Here is a 19644-nt window from a genome sequence, read left to right as displayed (position 1 = left end):
GTAAGGCGAACGTAAGGGGTCGGACGGACGCGCTCGCAACACCGGCTCCGGTGGACTCGCGGCATGTCCGTCACCCTCACACCGCGCGCGCTGTCCTCCCTGACCGGGTTGCGGTGGTGCGCAGCCCTCGCCGTCTGGGCCTACCACCTGCGGAACGTCGGCTTCTTCTCCGGCCGGTCCGAGGAGCTCCTCTCCCGCGTCGTCGGCGGTGGCGACACCGGGGTGTCGCTCTTCTTCGTCCTGTCCGGGTTCGTGCTGGCCTGGTCCCACCGCGACGAGACGAGCCCACAACGGTTCTGGTGGGCGCGCATCGCTCGGATCGCCCCACTGCACCTCACCGCGCTCGCCCTCGCGGTCGCCGTGGTGGCCCCCGTCGTCCCGGAGATCGTGAGTCCGTCGCGGGGCTCGGTCGTCGCGAACGCCCTGCTCATCAGCGCGTGGCGGCCCGACTGGTGGCAGGCCGGGAACCCGGTGAGCTGGTCCCTGGTCTGCGAAGCCGCGTTCTACGCCACCTTCCCGCTGCTCACCCTGGTCCTCCGGCGCGTGTCGACGACGGCGCTGGCGGTCGTCGCGGTCGCGGCGGTCGTGGCCACCTTCGCTGAGCCGTTGCTCGGCCTGCACGCGGTCCAGGCCGTGCTCCCGATCCCGGTCGACGCGGGGCACTCGCCGATCGCACGGTTCCCGGAGTTCCTCCTCGGCGTCGCGGTCGCACGACTGATGCGGACCGGAGCGTGGCGTGGCGCACCGCTCGCGCTGGCGGTCCCGCTCGCGGCCGTCGGGTACGCGGCTGCGACCGCCGAACCCTCGAGCCCGTGGCACCTCAGCGGCTTCACGGTCGTCGGGTACGGGCTGCTCGTGACGGCGCTGGCCCGCATCGACCTGTCGGGCCGCCGGAGTCCGCTCGCCAGCGCGCCGATGCGCTGGTTCGGGGAGCTCTCGTTCGCCTTCTACCTCGTGCACCTGCTCGTGTTGCAGCGGCTCCCGACCGTCCTCCCCGTCGACCCCAGAGGCCGCGCGGCGGTGCTGCACGCGCTGCTCGCCCTCGTGGTCGCGACGGCGCTCGCCGCGGGGCTCCACCACGGAGTGGAGCTCCCCGCCCGGGCCCTGCTCCTCGGGAGACACCAGCGCCGGTCAGCGCCGTACGGGTGGCCGACGCTCCGTCCGGAACCGCGTCGCGCTGATCCCGGTCGTCCGCTGGAAGAACCGGCTGAAGTTCGTCGCTTCGGTGAACCCGAGACGCTCCGCGATCCGCGCGACCGGGAGGTCGGTGTACCCGAGCAGGCGCTGTGCCTCGAGCGCGATCCGCCGGTCGATGAGCTGCTTCGGACTCGTGGAGTTCGCCTGGGCCACGGCGCGGGAGATCGTCCGGATGCTGTGCCCGAGGACCTGCGCGTACTCGGCAACGGTGTGCAGCTCGGTGAACCGCCGTTCCACCTCCCTGCGGAACCGGGCCGCGACCGGGTCCTCCACCCCACCGTCGGCGGCCGCTGCCGCGCCGCGCTCGAGCAGGACGAGAACCGCCCGGAGCAGCAGCTGCAGCACCATCCGGGACGGGACCTCGCGGTCGTGCTCGCGCGCGAGCTCGCCGGCGACCGCACGGATCGCGGCGGCGGCTTCCGGGTCCGCGACGGACACCGGCTGGCGCACGCCGATCCCGTCGGCGGCCGGCAGGCTCGCCAGGAACTCGTCGGCGACGAGCAGGTGGAGTCCGTCGAGGTCGCCGTCCTCGAACCGCTGCACCTGCCCAGGCCGCACCCACAGCACCCGGTCACGATCGAGCGGGAAGTCCTCGAAGTCGACCTCTCGCCGGCCGGCGCCCTCGGCGACGACCGTGAGGACGTGGAAGTCGACCCGGTGCTGCCGTCCGTCGGCGCCGAAGCGCATGCGACGCCGCAGGTCGCGGATCCCGACGACCTCGATGCCCGGCACGACGGTCGTCCCGAACGCCAGCTGCTGCATCTGCCCCACACCGACCACCTGTCCCGGATTGATCCGAACGAGTCCAGCAGTGCCCTCGATGCCGGAACTCCGTGAGGAGAGTATCGATCCGTGGCCGCGAGCAGCAAGCGGCCGGAGAGAAGGAATCATGAACGGAACCGTCACCGTCCTGGACAAGGGCGAAGTCCGCATCCACAGCTACATGGCGCCCGAGAAGAGCGTCAACGTCACGTCGCAGATCATCGAGACCCCGGAGCGGCTGATCGTCGTGGACGGGCAGTTCCTCGGTCCGTTCGCCGACGAGGCCGCCGAGTACGCCCGGTCCCTCGGGAAGCCGATCGACCGACTGGTCATCACCCACGGACACCCGGACCACTACGCGGCGGCGGCCCGGTGGGGTGCCCCGCTCGTGTCGCTGCCCGAGGTCCGCGACGCGATCCTCGCCCGAGGCGACGTCCACCTGCCGACCGGCGGCCTGGTCCCGGTGGCCGACGTCACGCCGGACGGGTCCGTGCGGGTCGGCGAGGAGGTCGTCGACGGTGTCCTCCTGACCTTCGAGCACGTCGTCGGCGGCGAGGCGCACGACCAGCTCCTGATCGCGCTGCCCGACCACGGCGTCCTGATCGCCCAGGACCTCGTCTACCACGACGTGCACCTGTACTTCGGCGAGCGGGACATCGACGGGTGGCAGCGAGCCGTGTCGCTCCTCGCGCAGGCGGAGGGGTACGACACGGTCCTCGCCGGTCACGGGCTGCCCACCACCCCGGCGGTCTTCGGCGAACTGGAGCGCTACCTCGCCGACGCCGCGGAGCTGCTCGGTGACGACGGCGCGGCCTACAAGGCGGCCATCACGAAGCGCTACCCGGAGTACGGCGGACAGTTCGTCATCGACATCGCCAACCGGTCCCTGTTCCCCGGGGCAGCAGGCTGACCCAGGGGATGACCACCGGACGGGAGGCGCAGTGCGGGCACGCACTGCGCCTCCCGTCCGCTCGGTGGTCACCCCACTGCAGCGGCGCCGGTCGTGCGCGCGGCGCCCGGATCCTCGCGGTCCGAGCCCGGGGACGACGAAAGCCCCCGGTTTCCCGGGGGCTCTCTGCTGTGGGCGATACTGGGATCGAACCAGTGACCTCTTCCGTGTCAGGGAAGCGCGCTACCGCTGCGCCAATCGCCCAGAGGAGTGTGGAACTGGAGGTGGGGACGGGATTCGAACCCGCGTGGACGGCTTTGCAGGCCGCTGCCTAGCCTCTCGGCCACCCCACCATCGAGGTTCACGTCTCCGTGAGTACCCGAACGGTGGGATACCCTCTGGTGAGTCGTGGTCTTCCGGAGAAGACCACACTCGAGCGGATGACGAGATTCGAACTCGCGACCCTCACCTTGGCAAGGTGATGCGCTACCACTGCGCCACATCCGCATTTGTCCGACCCGCTGTCGCGGCGACGACGTAAACTCTATACGAACCCGAGGGCATCCACCAAAATCCTCCTCGTTCACCGGGCGTGTCCCCCGTGTTCATGCGGATCGGGCCGGGTCGAGCCCCGACGCCACACCCGGGACGCGCGCCGTGTTCGGTGCACGCCCCGGCATCCGCTACTATCGACTGGCACGCACAGTGCAGGGGCGATTGGCGCAGTTGGTAGCGCGCTTCGTTCACACCGAAGAGGTCATCAGTTCGAGTCTGGTATCGCCCACCCACCCGCAAGAGCCCGACGCAGCAGCGTCGGGCTCTTCGCATCTCCCCCGCCGACGACCCGCGGACCACGCGACGGGGACGACACCGCAGACCACGCAGCAGAGCAAGGACGAAGGGGCGCATGACCGACGTCGACCTCGAGTTCGCCCGGGTCCGGGCGGTCCTCGACCGTCCGACCCTGCGGCTGATGTCCCGCCCGACGAGCGCCGTCGTGCTCGCGGTGTTCCGGACCGTGTTCGACCGCGATGTGCAGTACGTCCCCGCGGACCGGATGCACCTGCAGGTCGAGGAACACGTCGCCCGCCTGCAGGCCGCCGGCGCGCGCACGCCCGCGAACGAGGCCCGCTCGGCGGCCCCGGATGCGGGCATCGCGTCCGAGCAGGGCGAACCGGACGCCCGACCGAACGGCCGCGCGCTCTGCCGTGAGTGGGTGGCCGCGCAGTGGCTCGTCCGGTCGAACTCCCCCGACGGCGACGAGCAGTACTCCCTGACGAGCCACGCGCTCGAGGCCCTGTCCCTCGTCGACGCCCTCTCGTCCGACCGCGCACTCATCAGCGAGAGCCGGCTCGCGATGATCGTCGACGCCGTGCACCGTTGGGCGGCACGCGCCGAGCCGGACCCCGCGATCCAGGTCCGCCGGATCGACGCGCAGATCGCCGAACTGCAGGCCGAGCGCGACCGGCTCGAGCACGGCGAGGTCGACACCGTGGACGACGCCCGGATGCGCGACGGCTACACGAACATCTCCGACCTGATCCGGCAGCTCCCGAGCGACTTCAAGCGCGTCGAGGAGGCGGTTGCGGCGATGCACCGGTCGATCGTCGAGGACTTCCGGCAAGAGGTCCGGCCGATCGGCGAGATCCTCGACGACTACCTCGCGCGGACGGACAACCTCATGGAGGCAACGCCCGAGGGCCGCGCGTTCGAGGGTGCCTTCGAGCTGCTCCGCGACGACGCGCTGCTGCTCCGGCTCCGCGACGACATCCAGACGATCCTCGCCCACCCGTTCGCGGACGGCCTCGGGGCGGCGGAGCGTCGGGCGTTCCGGAACACGGTGGTCATCCTCCGTCAGGGCATCGAGGACGTCCTCGCCCAGCGCCGGCAGCTCACGGCCACGCTGCGCGACCAGATCGTGGCGCACGACGTCGCCCGCGACCGCGAGCTCGACGCCGTCCTCCGCTCGGTCGAGCGCGGCCTGGCGACGTGGATGGACCAGGGATCGGCACGGGACCGCCTGCCGCTCGGCCTGCTGCCGGCGACGGCCGAGGTCGGCACCCTGCGCGAACGGTTCTACGACCCGGACGCCGAGTCGGTCCCGCCCGCGATCGAGGAGCCGGACGACGACGTCTTCGAGGAGCTCGACGTCGAGACGATCCGGCGACACGGTGGCCCCTTGCTCACCGAACTGCGCGCGGCGCTCCGCTCGGCCTCGGCCGACTCCAGCGTGGACGCCTTCCACGGGCTGCCGCCGGAACAGCGGCGCCCGGTCGAGCTCTTCGGCCTCGCCCACCTGCTCACCGGCCACGACGACTTCGAGTCCGCAGCGCACCTCGCCGAGCACCGGACGGTCCGCCCGGACGGCAGCCCGGTCACCTTCCACATGCCGACGGCAGCGCTCACCGACGAGCGGCGCGGCCCGGCCCCGGACACGACGAACGACGAACACGCACAGGAGGCGCGGTGAGCGACACGACACCGGCACCCGTCGACGAGACGGTCCCCTACGACGACCCCGCAGCCGTCCAGCAGGACGACGAACGGGACGAGACGAGCTTCGCCCTCTTCGAGGGCGACGAGGGCCGTCTCGACGACCGGCAGCGCCGCGCCCTCGTGGCGCTGCTCCGCAGCCCCTACGTGAGTGCACGCACCCACACCGACGAGTGGCGCGCGGTGCTCGACGCAGAACACCAGCTCCGGTCGCGGCTCAACGACCTGTTCCTCGAACTGCACGTGGACCGCGACCGCGAGGTGGCGTGGAAGCGCCAGGCCCGCTCCGAGAGCCAGCGCCGCGGGTTCCCGACGCTGCTCCGCGACGTCCCGTACACGCGCGAGGAGACGATCGTCCTCGTCTACCTGCGGATGCGGCTGCGCGCCGACACCCGTCCCGGTCCGGACCAGGTCGTCGTCGACCGCTCCGAGATCCTCGGCCACGTCGCCGGGTTCCGTCCCGCGACGGCGACCGACCGCACCCGTGACGAGGGCCGCGTGGCGAAGGCCGTCGAACGCCTCGTGACCGCCCGGATCCTGCTCAAGACCAGCGACCCGGACCGGTTCCGGATCGCCAGCGTGGTCGAGGTGCTGCTCCCGCTGGAGCGGCTGCGCGACCTGGACACGTGGTTGGCGAACACGGCGCTCCGGACCACCACCGCGCACGCCGACGCGACCACCCCGGACGGCGAGCCGACCGACGGGGACGACCCGTCCCTCCCGGCAGACGAGACCGACACCGACGACGAAGGCGAGACGGACGCATGACCGACACCGCGACCGACTCCTTCGGCATCCCCGCCCTGTTCGACACGGTCGCGCAGTGGCGCGCCGAGTCCATGCAGGTCGTGAACTGGGGCGGGTTCCACGGCCACCGCCAGGTCGAGCTCTCCGGCACCGCCACGCTCATCTCGGGCGCGTCCGGCACCGGCAAGTCGACGCTGATGGACGCGTACCTCGCCGTCATGATGCCGTCGGACGTGCCGTTCAACGGCGCGTCGAACGACGCGACCACCGGGCGCGCGCGGAGCGCCGACCAGCGCAACCTGCTCACGTACCTGCGGGGCAAGGTGGACACCCGTCGCGACCCCGAGTCCGGGAGCCTGCGCGACGTCAACCTGCGCGGTGACGACCAGACCACCTGGGGCGCCGTCGCGGTGACCTTCCGGAACGACGACGAGCGGCGCTTCACGGTGCTGCGCACGTACATCGTGCCGAAGCGTGCGCGCGGGGTCGGCGACATCCAGATGACCATGGCGACGGTCGACGACACGTTCGACCTTCGCCGGCTCGAGGAGTTCGTCCCGTCGCGGTTCCACCACCTCGAGCTGACCGGACGCGTGCCGGGGCTCGTCATCCGCGACACCTACCAGGAGCTCGCGTACACGCTGCAGACCCGGCTCGGGATCGGCGACTCCGGCGGTGGCAACCGGGCGATGCGCCTGCTCGCACGGATCCAGGCCGGCCAGCACCTGCCGACCGTCGACGCGCTCTACAAGTCGCTCGTGCTCGAGACCCCGGGCACGTACGAGGCGGCCGACCGTGCCCTCGCCCACTTCTCCGCCCTCGACGAGGCGTACGAGGCGATGGACACCGAGGAGCGCAAGGTCCGCATCCTCTCCCCCATCACGGAGCTGCACGCCGAGATCGCCCGGTCGAAGGCGGCGGCCGAGGCCCTGGACGGCATCGCGCCCGGCGCCGAGGTCTCGCCCTTCGCGCACTGGACGGCGTCGCGCAAGCGGTCGCTGCTGGACGCCGAGGTCGACCGCAACGGGCGGGAGCGCACGGCGGCGCGCGCCGAGGTCGCCGCCGCCGAGGCCCGGCACGCCGCGGTCGAGATCGAACTCCGCGACGCCGAGGCCCGGCTCCGCGACCAGGGCGGCAACGCCCTCGCGCAGCTCGAGGACCGCATCGACCGCCGGACCCGCGAGCGGGACGCCGTCGTCCGGTCCCGGGCGACGTTCGACGAGCGGACCGCCGTGCTCGGCACGACGGTCGACTCGGAACGGGCCTTCACCGCTGCCCAGCGGACCGCCCACGACTTCCTCGGGACCTACGCCGCCGAGCGCTCGGACCTCGACGACCGTCGCGACGCACTGACGCGCGAGGAGTACCCGCTCCTCGACCGCGAGCGGACCCTACGGCAGGAGCGCCAGTCGCTCGAGCACCGTCAGGGCGCGATGCCGCTCCCGATGCACGAGGCTCGGCTGGCCATGGCCCGCGCGGCCGGCATCGACCCGTCCGAGTTGCCCTTCGTCGCCGAACTCCTCGACGTGCTCCCCGGCGAGGAGCGCTGGCGCACCGCGATCGAGTCCGTCCTGGCGCCCGTCGCCCGGACGCTGCTCGTCGACCAGGACCGCCTCGCCGACTTCAGCGAGGCGATCGACGCACTCCGCCTGCCCGTGCGCGTGCAGTTCGAGGGCGTGCCGACCGGGCCGCACATCGACGTCGACGGCGACCCGTCCATGGTGTCCGGCAAGCTCGCCATCAAGCCCTCGCCGTTCAGCACCTGGGTGCGGGAGCGGATCGAGTCCGACCGCACCGACGCCCGGTGCGTCGCCGATGCCTCGGAACTCGGCGGTGGCGGCCGTCGTGTGACCGAGTCCGGCCAGCTCCGTGACGGTCGGCGTGGCGCACACGGCGACCGGCGCCAGGCGAACGTCATCGGCTTCACGAACGAGGCCAGGGTCGCCTCGGTCGAGCAGGAACTCGCCGCGATCGCCCAGGACCTCGCCACGCTCGAGGCCCGCCGCACCGACGTCGCGCAGGACATCACCGCCCTGGACGTCCTGCGCCAGGCGCACCAGCACGTCGTGGACGTCACGTGGGAGGCGATCGACGTCGCCGGCCTCGAGGACTCGCTCGCCCGGCTCGACCAGGAACGCCAGGCGCTCCTCGCCGCCGACGACGGCCTCCGCACCCTGCGCACGGCCGTCGGTCGGCTCCGCGCCGCCCTCGACGAGGCGTCGGACCGTCGCGCCGCCGCCCGCCAGTCGGTCGCCCGGCTCGAGGAGCGGCACGCCGTGCTCGTGGACGGTCAGGACGCCGCGGCCGAGATCCTGTCGCGCTTCGAGGACACCCCGCAGTCGCTGCCCGACGTCGAACAGGCCCGACTGCTCGAGGAGACGTTCGCCGAGGTCGGTGCACCGGACGGGGTCGACGGCTTCGACGACGCCACCCGCCGCCTGAAGCGCCGCCTCGAGGAACGGCTGTCACAGGCGCTCGACGGTGCGGCCTCGGCCTCGACGGCGTTGACGCTGACGTTCCAGCGCTACCAGGACGCCTGGCCGGACCCCAACCTCGGGACGGGCGTCGCGTCCTACCCCGACTACCGGGCCATCCTCGACCAGATCGTCGCGACCGGGCTGCACTCCCGGCGCAGCGAGTGGCGTCGACGGCTGTCGCAGTGGAGCGGCGAGGACCTCGTCCCCCTCGCCGGCGCCTTCGACCGTGCCGTCGTCGAGATCGAGGAGCGACTCGAGCCCGTCAACGAGATCCTGCGCGAGCTGCCGTTCGGTGCCAACCGCGACCGGCTCAAGATCCAGATCCGCCGGGTCACCCGAGAAGAGGTGACGGCCTTCCGCCGCGAACTCCGGGCGCTGTCGGCGTCGGTCGACACCGAGTTGACCGACGACGTGCTGGAGACTCGGTTCCGCCGGCTCCGGCGCTTCATGGCCGTCATCCGTCCGGACCCGTCCGTCCCGCGCGGTGGCCGGACCACCCAGCGCGACGCCGTGCTCGACGTCCGCCGGCACATGGAGATCACGGCCGTCCGGTACGACACGTCCGGCGACGACCTCGGCGTGTACTCGTCGCTCGGGGACAAGTCGGGCGGTGAGACGCAGGAGCTCGTGGCGTTCATCGTCGGCGCGGCACTCCGGTACCAGCTCGGCGACGAGACCCGACCGCGGCCCCGGTTCGCGCCGGTGTTCCTCGACGAGGCGTTCATCAAGGCCGACTCGGAGTTCGCCGGCCGGGCCGTCACCGCGTGGCTGCGCCTCGGGTTCCAGCTCGTCGTCAGTGCGCCGCTCGACAAGGTGACCGCCCTCGAGCCCTCGATGGAGCGGCTCCTGTCGATGCGGAAGCACCCGGACACCGGGCACTCCTCGATCACCGAGATCGCCCGCGTGGCGTCGGACGCGTAGGCGCGTCCGTCCCGCCCGCGGGCCGGGGTCGCGGGCCGCGGGGTTCGCGGGCCGCCGAGGTCGCGGGGTTCGCGGTCCGCCGAGGTCGCGGGCTGCCGAGGTCGCACGAACTGCCGCCCGCGCCGGCCCCGGCGGCACCTCGTGCGACCGTGACGGTGGGCGCGCGGCATGTCGTGCGACCGGGTCGGACCTCGCCACCACCCCCGGACTGGGGTCCCGCCAGCAGCAGGATGGCGGACATCCCTTGACTACGATCGCCAGGAGCTCCACCGACTCCAGCAAGGACCGTACCGTGACCATTCGCACACGCACCGCAGGCGCGATCGTCACCGGGCTCCTCGTCGTGGGCACGCTCGCTGCGTGTGTCCCGTCCTCGACGGCGCCGGGGTCGACAACGGCGTCGGCCACCGCAACTGCGACCCCGCCGGCCACGCCCACGTCGACGCCGACGCCGACGCCCACCCCGACGCCGACGCCCACTCCGGACACGACCCCGCTCCCCGTCGGCGACGTCACCTCGAACGGCCGGACGTGGCACCAGACGTACGCCGAGGACTTCACGAAGCCCGCCGCGCTCGGCCAGGTTGCCGCCGTCTACCCCGGCATGGGCTTCTACGACGGATTCCAGGACACCAGCGGACTCGGGACGTACGCCCCCACCAAGGTGCTCTCCGTCGCGGACGGCAACCTCGACTTCGACTTCCACGCCGAGGACGGCCGACCCCTCGTCGCGGCCGTCATGCCGGACGGGTACGCCCCGCACACCACCGCCCGCGTGAGCATCCGCTACAAGACCTCGGTCACGGCCGGGTACAAGTTCGTCGGCATGCTGTGGCCGTCCTCCGACCAGTGGAACGACGGCGAGATCGACTGGCCCGAGTCACTCACGCTCGGGGCATCGCCGCGCCCCGCGTCCGCGATCCCGGGCACGTACGCGAACCGTCACGTGCGGTACGACCGCTCGGTGCAGGTGCACGCGAAGACGGACACCACCGAGTACCACGTCGCCACGACCGAGTGGGACCACGGCATCGTCCGGTTCTACTGGGACGGCGAGCTCGTCTCCTCCACCACCACGGCCGTGCCGACCACGCCGATGCGGGTCACCCTGCAGGGCGAGACGTGGACCGACCACGGCTCCGTCCCGGCGGGTGCGGCCGGCACGGTCTCCGTCGACTGGATCTCGATCTGGGACTGACCCGGCGCGGGCGTCACACGACCGCTCGGCGCGGCCGTCACACGACCGCTCGGCGCGGCCGTCACACGACCACCGGGAGCGGGCGGCGGGAGCGGCGCGGTACGGTGGGCGCGTGTTCGGACGCCGCTCCCCCAACCCCCGCCACGACGACCAGCCGGGTCTCGGCATCGGCGCCCTCGTGCGGGTCGTCGACACCGACCACGGCGGCGAGCAGTGGGCCGACGAGCCGATCGGCGTCGTCGTGGCCCCCGGTGGCAGCCAGCTCGGCGGGACGCAGCGCACGTGGACCGTCGCGTTCGAGGAGCCCGTCTACACGAAGGACGGCCGCGGCCCGTTCGAGCGCGCGACCGTCCTGAGTCGTCAGCTGGTGCCGGTCGAGCCGGCACCGGACACCGAGGGCTAGTACTCCTCGCTGCCGCTCTTCATCATGGCCGCGAAGGCCATGCAGGTCCCGACGCCGCCGAGCACGCCGATGCCGATGATGATGCCTGCGATGAGTTCGAGCATTGGTGACTCCTTGGTTCCGGGGCCGGTCTGGCTGCCCTCAGGTTAGCGGATGCCGCGCATGAGCTTCAGCACCGGCTTGACGAGCACGAGCAGGACGACCCCGACCGCGACGGCGACGAGGCCGAGGACCGCGAAGTACGGCGCCTCGTCCTTCGGGTCGTAGTACTGCGACAGCACGCCCGTGACGGCGGTGCCGAGCGACACCGACAGGAAGAACAGCGCCACCATCTGCGTCTGGAACTTCGGCGGAGCGAGCTTGGTGGCCACGGACTGCCCGACCGGGGAGAGCAGGAGCTCGGCGATCGTGAAGACGAGCAGGATGCCGACGAGAGCGACCAGCGGCGTGCCGTTCTGCCCCGTGCCGACGAACGGCAGGAAGAGCAGGAACGCGATGCCCATGATGCCGGTGCCGAGGGCGAACTTCGTCGGGGTGGAGGGCTGCCGGCCGCCGAGCTTCGTCCAGATCGCGGCGAAGACGCCCGACAGCACGATGATGAAGACCGGGTTGATCGACTGTACCCACGAGACGGGCATCTCCCAGCCGAACAGGGACCGGTCGAGGCGCTCGTCGGAGTACACGGTCACGACGGTGAACTGCTGCTGGTAGAGCGACCAGAAGACCGCGCTGCCGATGAAGAGCGGGATGAAGGCGAGGACGCGCGACCGCTCTTTCGCGGTGATCCCGCTGGAGAGGATGACGACGAAGTACCCGATGGTCGCGACCATGACGATGGCGACGACCACGGTCGGCAGGTTGTCGACGTTCAGCAGCCCGGTCAGGACGGCCGCGACGATCACCACGAGCGCCACGACGACGAGCACGCCGACGAGCGGGAGCCGACGGCGGTCGACGGGGTTCGTGACGTGGCGCACCTCGTCCGGCAGCTTGCGGCGTCGGATCGCGTACTGCACGAGCCCGGCCGCCATGCCCACGGCGGCGAGACCGAAGCCGTAGTGGAACCCGAGGGAGCTCTGCAGCAGACCGGTCAGGAGCGGCCCGAAGAACGCGCCGAGGTTGACCCCGAGGTAGTAGAGCGAGAAGCCGGCGTCCCGACGGGGGTCGTCACGGCTGTACAGGCCGCCGACGATGGTGGTCGCCGTCGCCTTGAGCCCGCCGGAGCCGAGGGCGATGAGCACGAGGCCGACGCCGACCCCCGCCACCCCCGGGATGAGCGCGAGGGCGATGTGTCCGAGCATCACGACGATCGCGCTGCCGAAGAGCGTCCGGTCCGCGCCGAGCAGCCGGTCGGCGATCCACGCGCCGATGATCGTGAACAGGTACACCGCGCCGCCGTAGGCGCCCATGATGCCGGTGGCGACGCCCTTGTCGATGCCCAGCCCGCCCTGCGAGAGCGTGTAGTACATGTAGATGAGGACGATGCCCTGCATCCCGTAGAACGAGAAGCGCTCCCAGAGCTCGACGGCGAACGGCGTCGACAACTCGAACGGTTGCCCGAAGAACGTCCGCTGGCGTTCGGGTGTGGTGGTACCTGACATGCCGGACAGTCTGCCCTCGGCGGGACCGTCGCGCACAATCGTCTAGCCCTGCTCAGGAATTCACCGGCCGGTGGTTTGGAGGGTTCCCACCACCGCACCCGACACGAGCGGCCCGCTCGTTGTGCCGCCCTGACGGCGTTCACCCGACTCGCGGGTCGGCTCAATAGCGTGGGTTCTGCAACACGGGACAGAGCAGTTCAGGAGGGCTCCGACCATGGTCGACACCGCACCCGCCCACAGCACGAACACGCCGAAGGCCGACGCCACGGGCGACCCCGCAGCGGGCACCCCCGTCGGCGGGACGGACACCGACGTCCGGATCGACGTGGACCTCCTCGGCGAGCACCTGCTCGGTCGGTGGGCCGAGGACCGCCGCATCTCGCGTCGCCTCGCACTCGACCCGGCGATGCACAAGGTCGAGGGCATGCCCTACGCCGACGCCCGCGCCCGGACGCTCGACCAGCTCCGGATCCTCGTCGACGCGGGTGCGATCCAGCGCCCCTACCCCGAGGAGTTCGGCGGCTCGAGCAACCACGGCGGGAACCTCGCAGCGTTCGAGGAGCTCACGACGGCGGATCCCTCGATGCAGATCAAGGCCGGTGTGCAGTGGGGGCTGTTCGGCTCCGCGGTCCACCACCTCGGGACCGAGCGGAACCACCGCGAGTTCCTGCCCGGCATCGTCTCGTTCGAGGTGCCCGGGTGCTTCGCGATGACCGAGACCGGACACGGGTCGGACGTCCAGAGCATCGCCACGCGCGCCACGTACGACCCGGACACCGAGGAGTTCGAGATCCACACGCCGTTCCGCGGTGCGTGGAAGGACTACATCGGCAACGCCGCCCTGCACGGCAAGGCGGCGGTCGTCTTCGCGAAGCTCGTGACGAAGGGCGTCGACCACGGCGTCCACGCGTTCTACGTGCCGCTCCGTGACGCCGACGGCGCGTTCCTGCCCGGCGTCGGCGGCGAGGACGACGGCTACAAGGGCGGCCTGAACGGCATCGACAACGGCCGCCTGCACTTCGACCACGTCCGGGTCCCCCGGACGAACCTGCTCAACCGCTACGGCGACGTCGCCGCGGACGGCACCTACTCCTCGCCGATCGCCTCCCCCGGTCGCCGGTTCTTCACCATGCTCGGCACCCTCGTGCAGGGCCGCGTGTCGCTCGACGGCGCCGCGGTGGTCGCGCAGAAGATCGGCCTGCAGATCGCGCTGACCTACGCGGCCGAGCGGCGCCAGTTCCCCACGGGTGACGGCACCGAGGGCGTCCTGCTCGACTACGGCCGGCACCAGCGTCGGCTGATCCCGCGCCTCGCGACGGTGTTCGCGCAGTCGTTCGCCCACGAGAAGCTCCTGCGGACCTTCGACGACGTGTTCAGCGGGCGCGAGGACACCCCGCAGCGCCGCGAGGACCTCGAGACCCAGGCGGCGGCCTTCAAGTCGATGTCGACGTGGTCGGCGCTCGACACGCTCCAGGAGTGCCGCGAGGCCTGCGGCGGCGCCGGGTTCCTCGCCGAGAACCGTCTGACCGGGCTGCGCGCCGACCTCGACGTGTACGTGACGTTCGAGGGCGACAACACCGTCCTGCTCCAGCTCGTCGGCAAGCGCCTGCTCACCGACTTCCGCGCGAAGGCCCCGAAGGACGCGGCCTCCACGGCGAAGTTCGTCGCGGCCCAGGCGGCCACGAAGCTCGCCGACGCCACGGGCATCCGGCGTCTCGGCCAGACCGTCGCCGACCGCGGCTCCCTCGCCGCCTCCGTCACCGACCTGCAGGACGCGTCGACCCAGCGGGACCTGCTCGCGGGACGCGTCGACACGATGGTCACGGAGATCGGCATGCGGCTGGCGTCGGCGGGCAAGGACCGCGCACGCGCAGCACGACTGTTGAACCGGTCCCAGCACGAGCTGATCGAAGCCGCGAAGGCGCACGCCGAGCTCATGCAGTGGGAGGCGTTCACCGAGGCCATCGACGAGGTCCCGCCCGGCGACACCCGCCGCGTGCTGGTCTGGCTCCGCGACCTGTTCGCGCTCGGGCTGCTCGAACAGCACCTCGACTGGTACCTCATGCACGGCCGGATCACGGCGCAGCGCGCGCGGGCGGTGTCGGCGTACATCGACCGGCTCGTGGCCCGGGTCCGACCGGTCATCCCGCAGCTGCTCGACTCGTTCGGCTACGAGCCCGGTCACGTCCGGGCGCCGATCGCCCTCGGCGCCGAGCAGACCCGCCAGGACGAGGCGCGCGCGTGGTTCGCCGCAGAGGCCGCAGCGGGTCGCCTGCCCGAGCAGGAGAAGAAGCCCCGGGCCTAGTCCTCGCCGAGCATCGGGCACGACCGCGCCCCGTGTCGAACACTGCGCCCCGGATGGTCGGGGCGCACTGTTCGACACGGGGCGCGTTTCGAGAGCGCGAGCACGCGCACGCAAGCGACCGCGAGAGCCGGCGCGCAAGCGACCACGCGAGCAGCGCGCAGGCGCGCCTCGGGCCCCGCGTCAGGCGTCGCCGGTGGCGCCGCGGTCGCCGAGCGCCCGGCGGAGCCGCGCCTCGGCGTCGTCTCCGGCTCCGGCCGCGGCGGCCGCCTCGGCGTTCGCCTCGGTCACCGCACGGACGACCTCTTCGCGCTGGATCTTCACCCCGCGCGGCGCGTCGATGCCGATGCGCACGCCGTCCCCGCGGCTGTCGAGCACCGTGATGACGATGTCGTCACCGACGAGGATCCGCTCGCCGACCTTCCGCGTGAGTACCAGCACCCGTTCAGCCTAGCGACACGACGGGTACTCCCAGCAGGTCGACCGACTCCGGCGTGGCGGTCTCCCCCGCGCCGATCGCCACGACCCCCGCCACGGGCGCCCGCTCGGCGACGGTGGCGAGCATGCGTGCCGCGTCCTCGGGCTTCCGTCCGACGTCCACGACGACCCAGACCTGGTCGGGTGCGAGCCCGTCGGTGGTCCGGGCATCGTCCCACGCGGCGACCGCGAGCAGCGCGGAGCCGTCGCGCACGCCCTCGGCGCGCGCGAGGATCCCGCTCCGACGGTCGGCGGCGTCGGTCGGGCGCAGTGCGTACCGTGCCGCGAACAGCCCGGCGGCCGCGTCCACGTCGTTCGGCCGTCCGACGAGGAGCACGAGGTCGCCGTCGGCGGACCGCACCGACGGGACGGGCCGGACGATCGCCCTGGCGGCGACCGCCTGCTCGGCGACTGCCTCGTCGAGGCGCCGCGCCGCGCCTCCCGTCTCGACGGACGTGACGGGCTGGAGCGGCAGGACCGACGCGACCGGCAGGCCGGTGTCGTCCTGGAGGCGCGACCCACCCGGCTCGCCGGTCCCCGCCTCCGGCAGTCCACGCGTCGGGTGCGCAGCGCTCCCCGTGATCCCGTCGGCGACGAAACCGTCGAGCACCGACGCGAACGCGTCAGCGCGCGTCGAGGCGGTCCCGTCGTGCCCGGCGATGCGCGCCTCGGCGGCCTCGGCGTCGGCCAGGAGCGCGGCGATCCCCACCCGCTGCACCGGCGAGTCGCTGATGGCGACGCGCGCGGTCGGGACGTCCTCGGGCGAGGGGACCTCGACGGTCGCCTCGACGTGCGCCTTGCGGAAGAGGCCGCCGATGCCGGGGGTCGTCACGCGCTCGGCGGCGACGATGCGCGCCGCCGGACCGAACTCCGCGCGGACGGCGTCACGGAGCTGGTCGAGCGTGGCGCCGTTACGCTGCAATCGGGTCGGCGGCACGGACCACTCCCACGGTCTCGATGGTGGAGCCCGCGGCGGTGGCCTCCTGGTAGGAGAGCACCGGCAGGCCGTTCGACTGGGCCGAGACCATGCGGTGCACGGCCGGTCGGAGCTGCGGGGCGCAGACCAGGACGGCGGACAGCCCCTGGTCCTCCACCGAGCGCACGGCGTCGCGGAGCGACCCCAGGACCTGCTCGATGCGGTGCGCGTCGAGGACGATCTGGGTCCCGTGCTCGGACGGTCGGAGCCCCTCGAGCATCGACTGCTCGAGCAGCGGGTCGATCATGATCACCCGGAGCGTGCCGGCGTCGAGGTAGCGGGCGGGGAGCGCCGGGCCGAGCGATGCGCGGGCGGCCTCCACCAGCCCTTCGGGGTCGGTCGACACCTTGGCGCGGAGCGTGAGTCCCTCGCAGATCCGGCCGAGGTCGTTGATCGGGACCCGCTCGACGAGGAGTCCCTGCAGCACCCGCTGGAGCTCGGCGAGCGAGAGCATCCCCGGGACGAGCTCCTCGACGGCCGCGGGGTTGACCTGCTTGACCCCCTCGGTGAGGACCTTGACGTCCTCGCGGGTGAGGAGCCTCGCGGCGTTGTCGCCGATGATCGCCTGCAGGTGGGTGACGAGCACGGAGACGCGGTCGATCACGGTCGCGCCGGTCATCTCGGCGGCGTGCCGGAGCTCGGCCGGCACCCACTTGCCGGCGAGCCCGAAGACCGGTTCGACGGTGGTCTCACCGGGGAGTCCCTCGAGGTGGTCTCCCAGGGCGAGCACGCTGCGCGACGGAGCGGTCCCCCGGCCGGCCTCGACGCCCGCGATCCGGATGGCGTACGTCGACGGCGGGAGCTCGATGCTGTCGCGGGTGCGGACCGGCGGCACGACGATCCCCATGTCGATCGCGATCTTCCGGCGGAGTGCCCGCACCCGGCCGAGCAGGTCGTCGGAGGCGCCGGAGACCATGTCGACCAGGTCGGGGGCGAGCAGGATCTCGAGGGCGTGCACGCGCATCTGCTCGATGAGGTCCTCGGGGGTGTCGGCGTTCGGCGCGGCGGACGCGGCGGCCTCCTGCTGGGCGAGTGCCGCCGCCTCGCGCTTCGCGGTCTGCCCGAGGCGCCACGCGACGACGAGCAGGGTCGCGCCGATGACGAGGAACGGGACGATCGGCATGCCCGGGATGAACCCCATCGCGATCGCGGCGACGCCCGCGATCGCGAGGGCGTTCCGCGACTGGGTGAGCTGCGTCGTCGCGGACGCGCCGATCTCGGTCTCCGCACCGGAGCGGGTGACGATCATGCCCGTCGACACCGCCATGAGCAGCGCGGGGATCTGCGTGACGAGCCCGTCGCCGATGGTCAGGATGCCGTACTTCGACAGGGCGTCGGTGATCGACAGCCCGTTCTGCACCATGCCGATCGCGATGCCGCCGACGAGGTTGATGACGATGATCAGGATGCCGGCGATCGCATCGCCCTTGACGAACTTCGACGCACCGTCCATCGCGCCGTAGAAGTCGGCCTCGGCGGAGACCGCGGCACGGCGCTCCTTGGCCTGGGCGTCGGTGATGAGCCCGGCGTTGAGGTCCGCGTCGATCGCCATCTGCTTGCCGGGCATCGCGTCGAGGGTGAACCGCGCCCCGACCTCGGCGACGCGTTCGGCACCCTTCGTCACGACGACGAACTGGATGACGACGAGGATCAGGAAGATCACCGCGCCGATGATGATCGACCCCGAGACGGCGACGTGGCCGAACGCCTGGATGACGTCGCCGGCGAACCCCTCGCCGAGCACGAGGCGGGTCGACGCGACGTTGAGGCCGAGCCGGAACAGCGTCGCGACGAGCAGCAGCGACGGGAACACCGAGAAGTCGAGCGGCTTCTTCACGAACAGCGTCGTGAGCAGGATCACCAGCGCCAGCAGGATGTTGCAGATGATGAGGAAGTCGAGCAGGAACGACGGCACCGGCAGGATCAGCAGCAGGATGATGCCGACGATGAAGACCGGGACGGCGAGCTTCGGCAGGTCCGTGCGGTTCATGCGGGGACTCCCTCGGTGGCGGTGGTGGTGGCGGACGGGACGGGATCGGGTCGTGGCGTGCGGAGCTTCCGGGGCCGGAGGTCGCCGCCGATGGTGGCCGGGTCGATGACCGTCGCGACCTCGTCCGGGGTGGTCGGCCGCGGCGGGGCGTGGGTGCCGGCCGCCGCTCCCCTGGCTTTCAGCGCCATGACGAACGACAGGACACGGGCGACCGGCGTGTAGAGGTCGACCGGCACCTCCTGCCCGAGCTCGCACGCGGCGTGCAGCGCCCGGGTGAGCGGCACGTCCTGCACGATCGGCACCCGGGCCTCGAGCGCCTTGTCGCGGATCATCGCGGCGACCGGTCCGGCGCCCTTCGCGACGACGCGCGGCGCGGACCTGCCCGGCTCGTACGACAGGGCGACGGCGTAGTGCGTCGGGTTGGTCATGACGACGTCCGCCGTGCCGATCGCCTGCACCATCCGGTTCCGGCTCATCGCGAGCTGGCGTGACCGACGCTGCGACTTCACGAGCGGGTCGCCCTCGGCGTGCTTGTTCTCGTCCTTGACCTCGCGCTTGGTCATCATCGTGCGCTTGCGGTTGCGGCGGATCACGACGAAGACGTCGAGCGCGGCGAGGACCAGCCCGGCGACGATCGCGGCCCGCAGCAGCGTGCCCGTGCCGGCGGCCGCGGCGTCCAGCACCGCGGACAGCGGGAGCGATCCGCTCGTCATGAGGACCGGGACGAGCGCCTGCACGGCCGTCCAGAGGACGAGGCCCACGACGGCCGTCTTGAGGAGCGCCTTGCACCCGTTCCAGAGCGCCTGGGTGCCGAACACCCGCTTCAGGCCCTGGATCGGATCGAAGTGCTCGGGCTGCGGCGTCAGCTTCCGGATGTGCACGCCGCCCTGCGCGACGGCCGCGGCGAGCACGGCGACGGCGACGACGGCGAGCATCGGGCCGAGGGTTCTGCCGAGCGAGGCGAGGGCCTCGTGGAAGACGGCGTTCATCGTGCCGATGGTGGGGTCGGCGATGACGCGCTGCACGGACCGGAGCTGCGACGAGCCCGCGGCGGCGGCGTTGCCGATCGCGGACGGCATCATGAGCGCCGCGACGGCGATGCCGATCCACGCGCCGAGGTCCTGCGAGCGACCGATCTGGCCCTTCTGGTGGACCTCGCGCATGCGCTTCTGGGTGGCCTGTTCGGACCGTTCCCCGCTGTCGGACACGTC

13 protein-coding genes, 4 tRNA genes and 1 pseudogene are annotated in these 19644 nt (G+C 72.1%); 9 read left to right on the top strand and 9 right to left on the bottom strand.

Translation table 11 applies throughout. The features are described from left to right. Positions 1 to 63: 63 nt before the first annotated feature. Positions 64 to 1062 (top strand): annotated as a pseudogene (locus ACIQUC_RS02255) (acyltransferase family protein); the annotation flags it as partial. A gap of 69 nt (positions 1063 to 1131) precedes the next feature. Here ACIQUC_RS02255 and ACIQUC_RS02250 read toward each other — a convergent pair. Continuing rightward, positions 1132 to 1884: a helix-turn-helix transcriptional regulator gene (locus tag ACIQUC_RS02250; RefSeq protein ID WP_402263797.1), complete on the bottom strand. Its 753-nt coding sequence runs from the start codon at positions 1882 to 1884 to the stop codon at positions 1132 to 1134. 202 nt (positions 1885 to 2086) lie between these two features. Here ACIQUC_RS02250 and ACIQUC_RS02245 point away from each other — a divergent pair, with 202 nt between their 5' ends. After that, a complete protein-coding gene (locus ACIQUC_RS02245; protein ID WP_022905537.1) occupies positions 2087 to 2869 on the top strand; it encodes an MBL fold metallo-hydrolase in 783 nt (260 codons plus the stop codon). A 171-nt stretch (positions 2870 to 3040) separates the two neighbouring features. Here the strand turns inward: ACIQUC_RS02245 and ACIQUC_RS02240 are convergent. The 3 genes from ACIQUC_RS02240 to ACIQUC_RS02230 all read right to left on the bottom strand — a co-directional run bounded on the left by ACIQUC_RS02240 (position 3041) and on the right by ACIQUC_RS02230 (position 3355). Beyond that, a tRNA-Val gene (locus tag ACIQUC_RS02240) sits at positions 3041 to 3112 on the bottom strand. A 15-nt stretch (positions 3113 to 3127) separates the two neighbouring features. Further along, positions 3128 to 3201, bottom strand: a tRNA-Cys gene (locus ACIQUC_RS02235). Between the two features lie 82 nt (positions 3202 to 3283). Further along, a tRNA-Gly gene (locus ACIQUC_RS02230) sits at positions 3284 to 3355 on the bottom strand. A gap of 204 nt (positions 3356 to 3559) precedes the next feature. Here ACIQUC_RS02230 and ACIQUC_RS02225 point away from each other — a divergent pair. The 6 genes from ACIQUC_RS02225 (at position 3560) to ACIQUC_RS02200 (ending at position 11087) form a co-directional block, all read left to right on the top strand. After that, positions 3560 to 3632, top strand: a tRNA-Val gene (locus ACIQUC_RS02225). A gap of 123 nt (positions 3633 to 3755) precedes the next feature. Further along, complete coding sequence (locus ACIQUC_RS02220; protein ID WP_402262761.1) at positions 3756 to 5318, top strand: DUF3375 domain-containing protein; 1563 nt, start codon at positions 3756 to 3758, stop codon at positions 5316 to 5318. Further along, positions 5315 to 6109 carry a DUF4194 domain-containing protein gene (locus ACIQUC_RS02215; protein WP_022905539.1) on the top strand — a complete coding sequence of 265 codons (795 nt, stop codon included), beginning with the start codon at positions 5315 to 5317 and terminating at the stop codon, positions 6107 to 6109. The genes ACIQUC_RS02220 and ACIQUC_RS02215 overlap by 4 nt, the downstream gene beginning before the upstream one ends. Further along, the gene (locus tag ACIQUC_RS02210) at positions 6106 to 9486 is read left to right on the top strand and encodes an ATP-binding protein (RefSeq protein ID WP_402262758.1); all 3381 of its coding nucleotides are present in this window, start codon (positions 6106 to 6108) and stop codon (positions 9484 to 9486) included. The genes ACIQUC_RS02215 and ACIQUC_RS02210 overlap by 4 nt, the downstream gene beginning before the upstream one ends. 292 nt (positions 9487 to 9778) lie before the next feature. Continuing rightward, on the top strand, positions 9779 to 10684 hold the full coding sequence (locus ACIQUC_RS02205) for a glycoside hydrolase family 16 protein (RefSeq protein WP_402262756.1): 906 nt from the start codon (positions 9779 to 9781) through the stop codon (positions 10682 to 10684). A 112-nt stretch (positions 10685 to 10796) separates the two neighbouring features. Next, the gene (locus ACIQUC_RS02200) at positions 10797 to 11087 is read left to right on the top strand and encodes a hypothetical protein (RefSeq protein ID WP_402262753.1); all 291 of its coding nucleotides are present in this window, start codon (positions 10797 to 10799) and stop codon (positions 11085 to 11087) included. Between the two features lie 146 nt (positions 11088 to 11233). Here the strand turns inward: ACIQUC_RS02200 and ACIQUC_RS02195 are convergent, their stop codons facing one another. Beyond that, complete coding sequence (locus ACIQUC_RS02195; RefSeq protein ID WP_402262750.1) at positions 11234 to 12688, bottom strand: peptide MFS transporter; 1455 nt, start codon at positions 12686 to 12688, stop codon at positions 11234 to 11236. Positions 12689 to 12902: 214 nt separating this feature from the next. On the opposite strand from ACIQUC_RS02195, the gene ACIQUC_RS02190 reads away from it, so the two are divergent. Continuing rightward, positions 12903 to 14993, top strand: coding sequence for an acyl-CoA dehydrogenase (locus tag ACIQUC_RS02190; RefSeq protein ID WP_402262747.1), 2091 nt, complete (start codon positions 12903 to 12905; stop codon positions 14991 to 14993). Positions 14994 to 15173: 180 nt separating this feature from the next. Here ACIQUC_RS02190 and csrA read toward each other — a convergent pair whose 3' ends face one another. Genes csrA through ACIQUC_RS02170 form a run of 4 tightly spaced genes read right to left on the bottom strand, consistent with a single transcriptional unit; the run spans position 15174 to position 19641 of the window. Beyond that, a complete protein-coding gene (gene csrA, locus ACIQUC_RS02185; RefSeq protein ID WP_402262744.1) occupies positions 15174 to 15431 on the bottom strand; it encodes a carbon storage regulator CsrA in 258 nt (85 codons plus the stop codon). 4 nt (positions 15432 to 15435) lie between these two features. Continuing rightward, a complete protein-coding gene (locus tag ACIQUC_RS02180; RefSeq protein ID WP_402262741.1) occupies positions 15436 to 16404 on the bottom strand; it encodes a hypothetical protein in 969 nt (322 codons plus the stop codon). Further along, positions 16379 to 18433 carry a flagellar biosynthesis protein FlhA gene (locus ACIQUC_RS02175; protein ID WP_402262738.1) on the bottom strand — a complete coding sequence of 685 codons (2055 nt, stop codon included), beginning with the start codon at positions 18431 to 18433 and terminating at the stop codon, positions 16379 to 16381. Before ACIQUC_RS02175 ends, ACIQUC_RS02180 begins: the two co-directional genes overlap by 26 nt. Beyond that, positions 18430 to 19641, bottom strand: a complete 1212-nt coding sequence (locus tag ACIQUC_RS02170; RefSeq protein WP_402262735.1) for a flagellar biosynthesis protein FlhB — start codon at positions 19639 to 19641, stop codon at positions 18430 to 18432. Before ACIQUC_RS02170 ends, ACIQUC_RS02175 begins: the two co-directional genes overlap by 4 nt. Positions 19642 to 19644: the final 3 nt, after the last annotated feature.

It is taken from the genome of Curtobacterium sp. NPDC098951 (assembly GCF_044759965.1).
GTDB lineage: Bacteria > Actinomycetota > Actinomycetes > Actinomycetales > Microbacteriaceae > Curtobacterium.
Note: the sequence above shows the minus strand (reverse complement) of the source record. Positions and strands in the feature narration are given on the sequence as shown.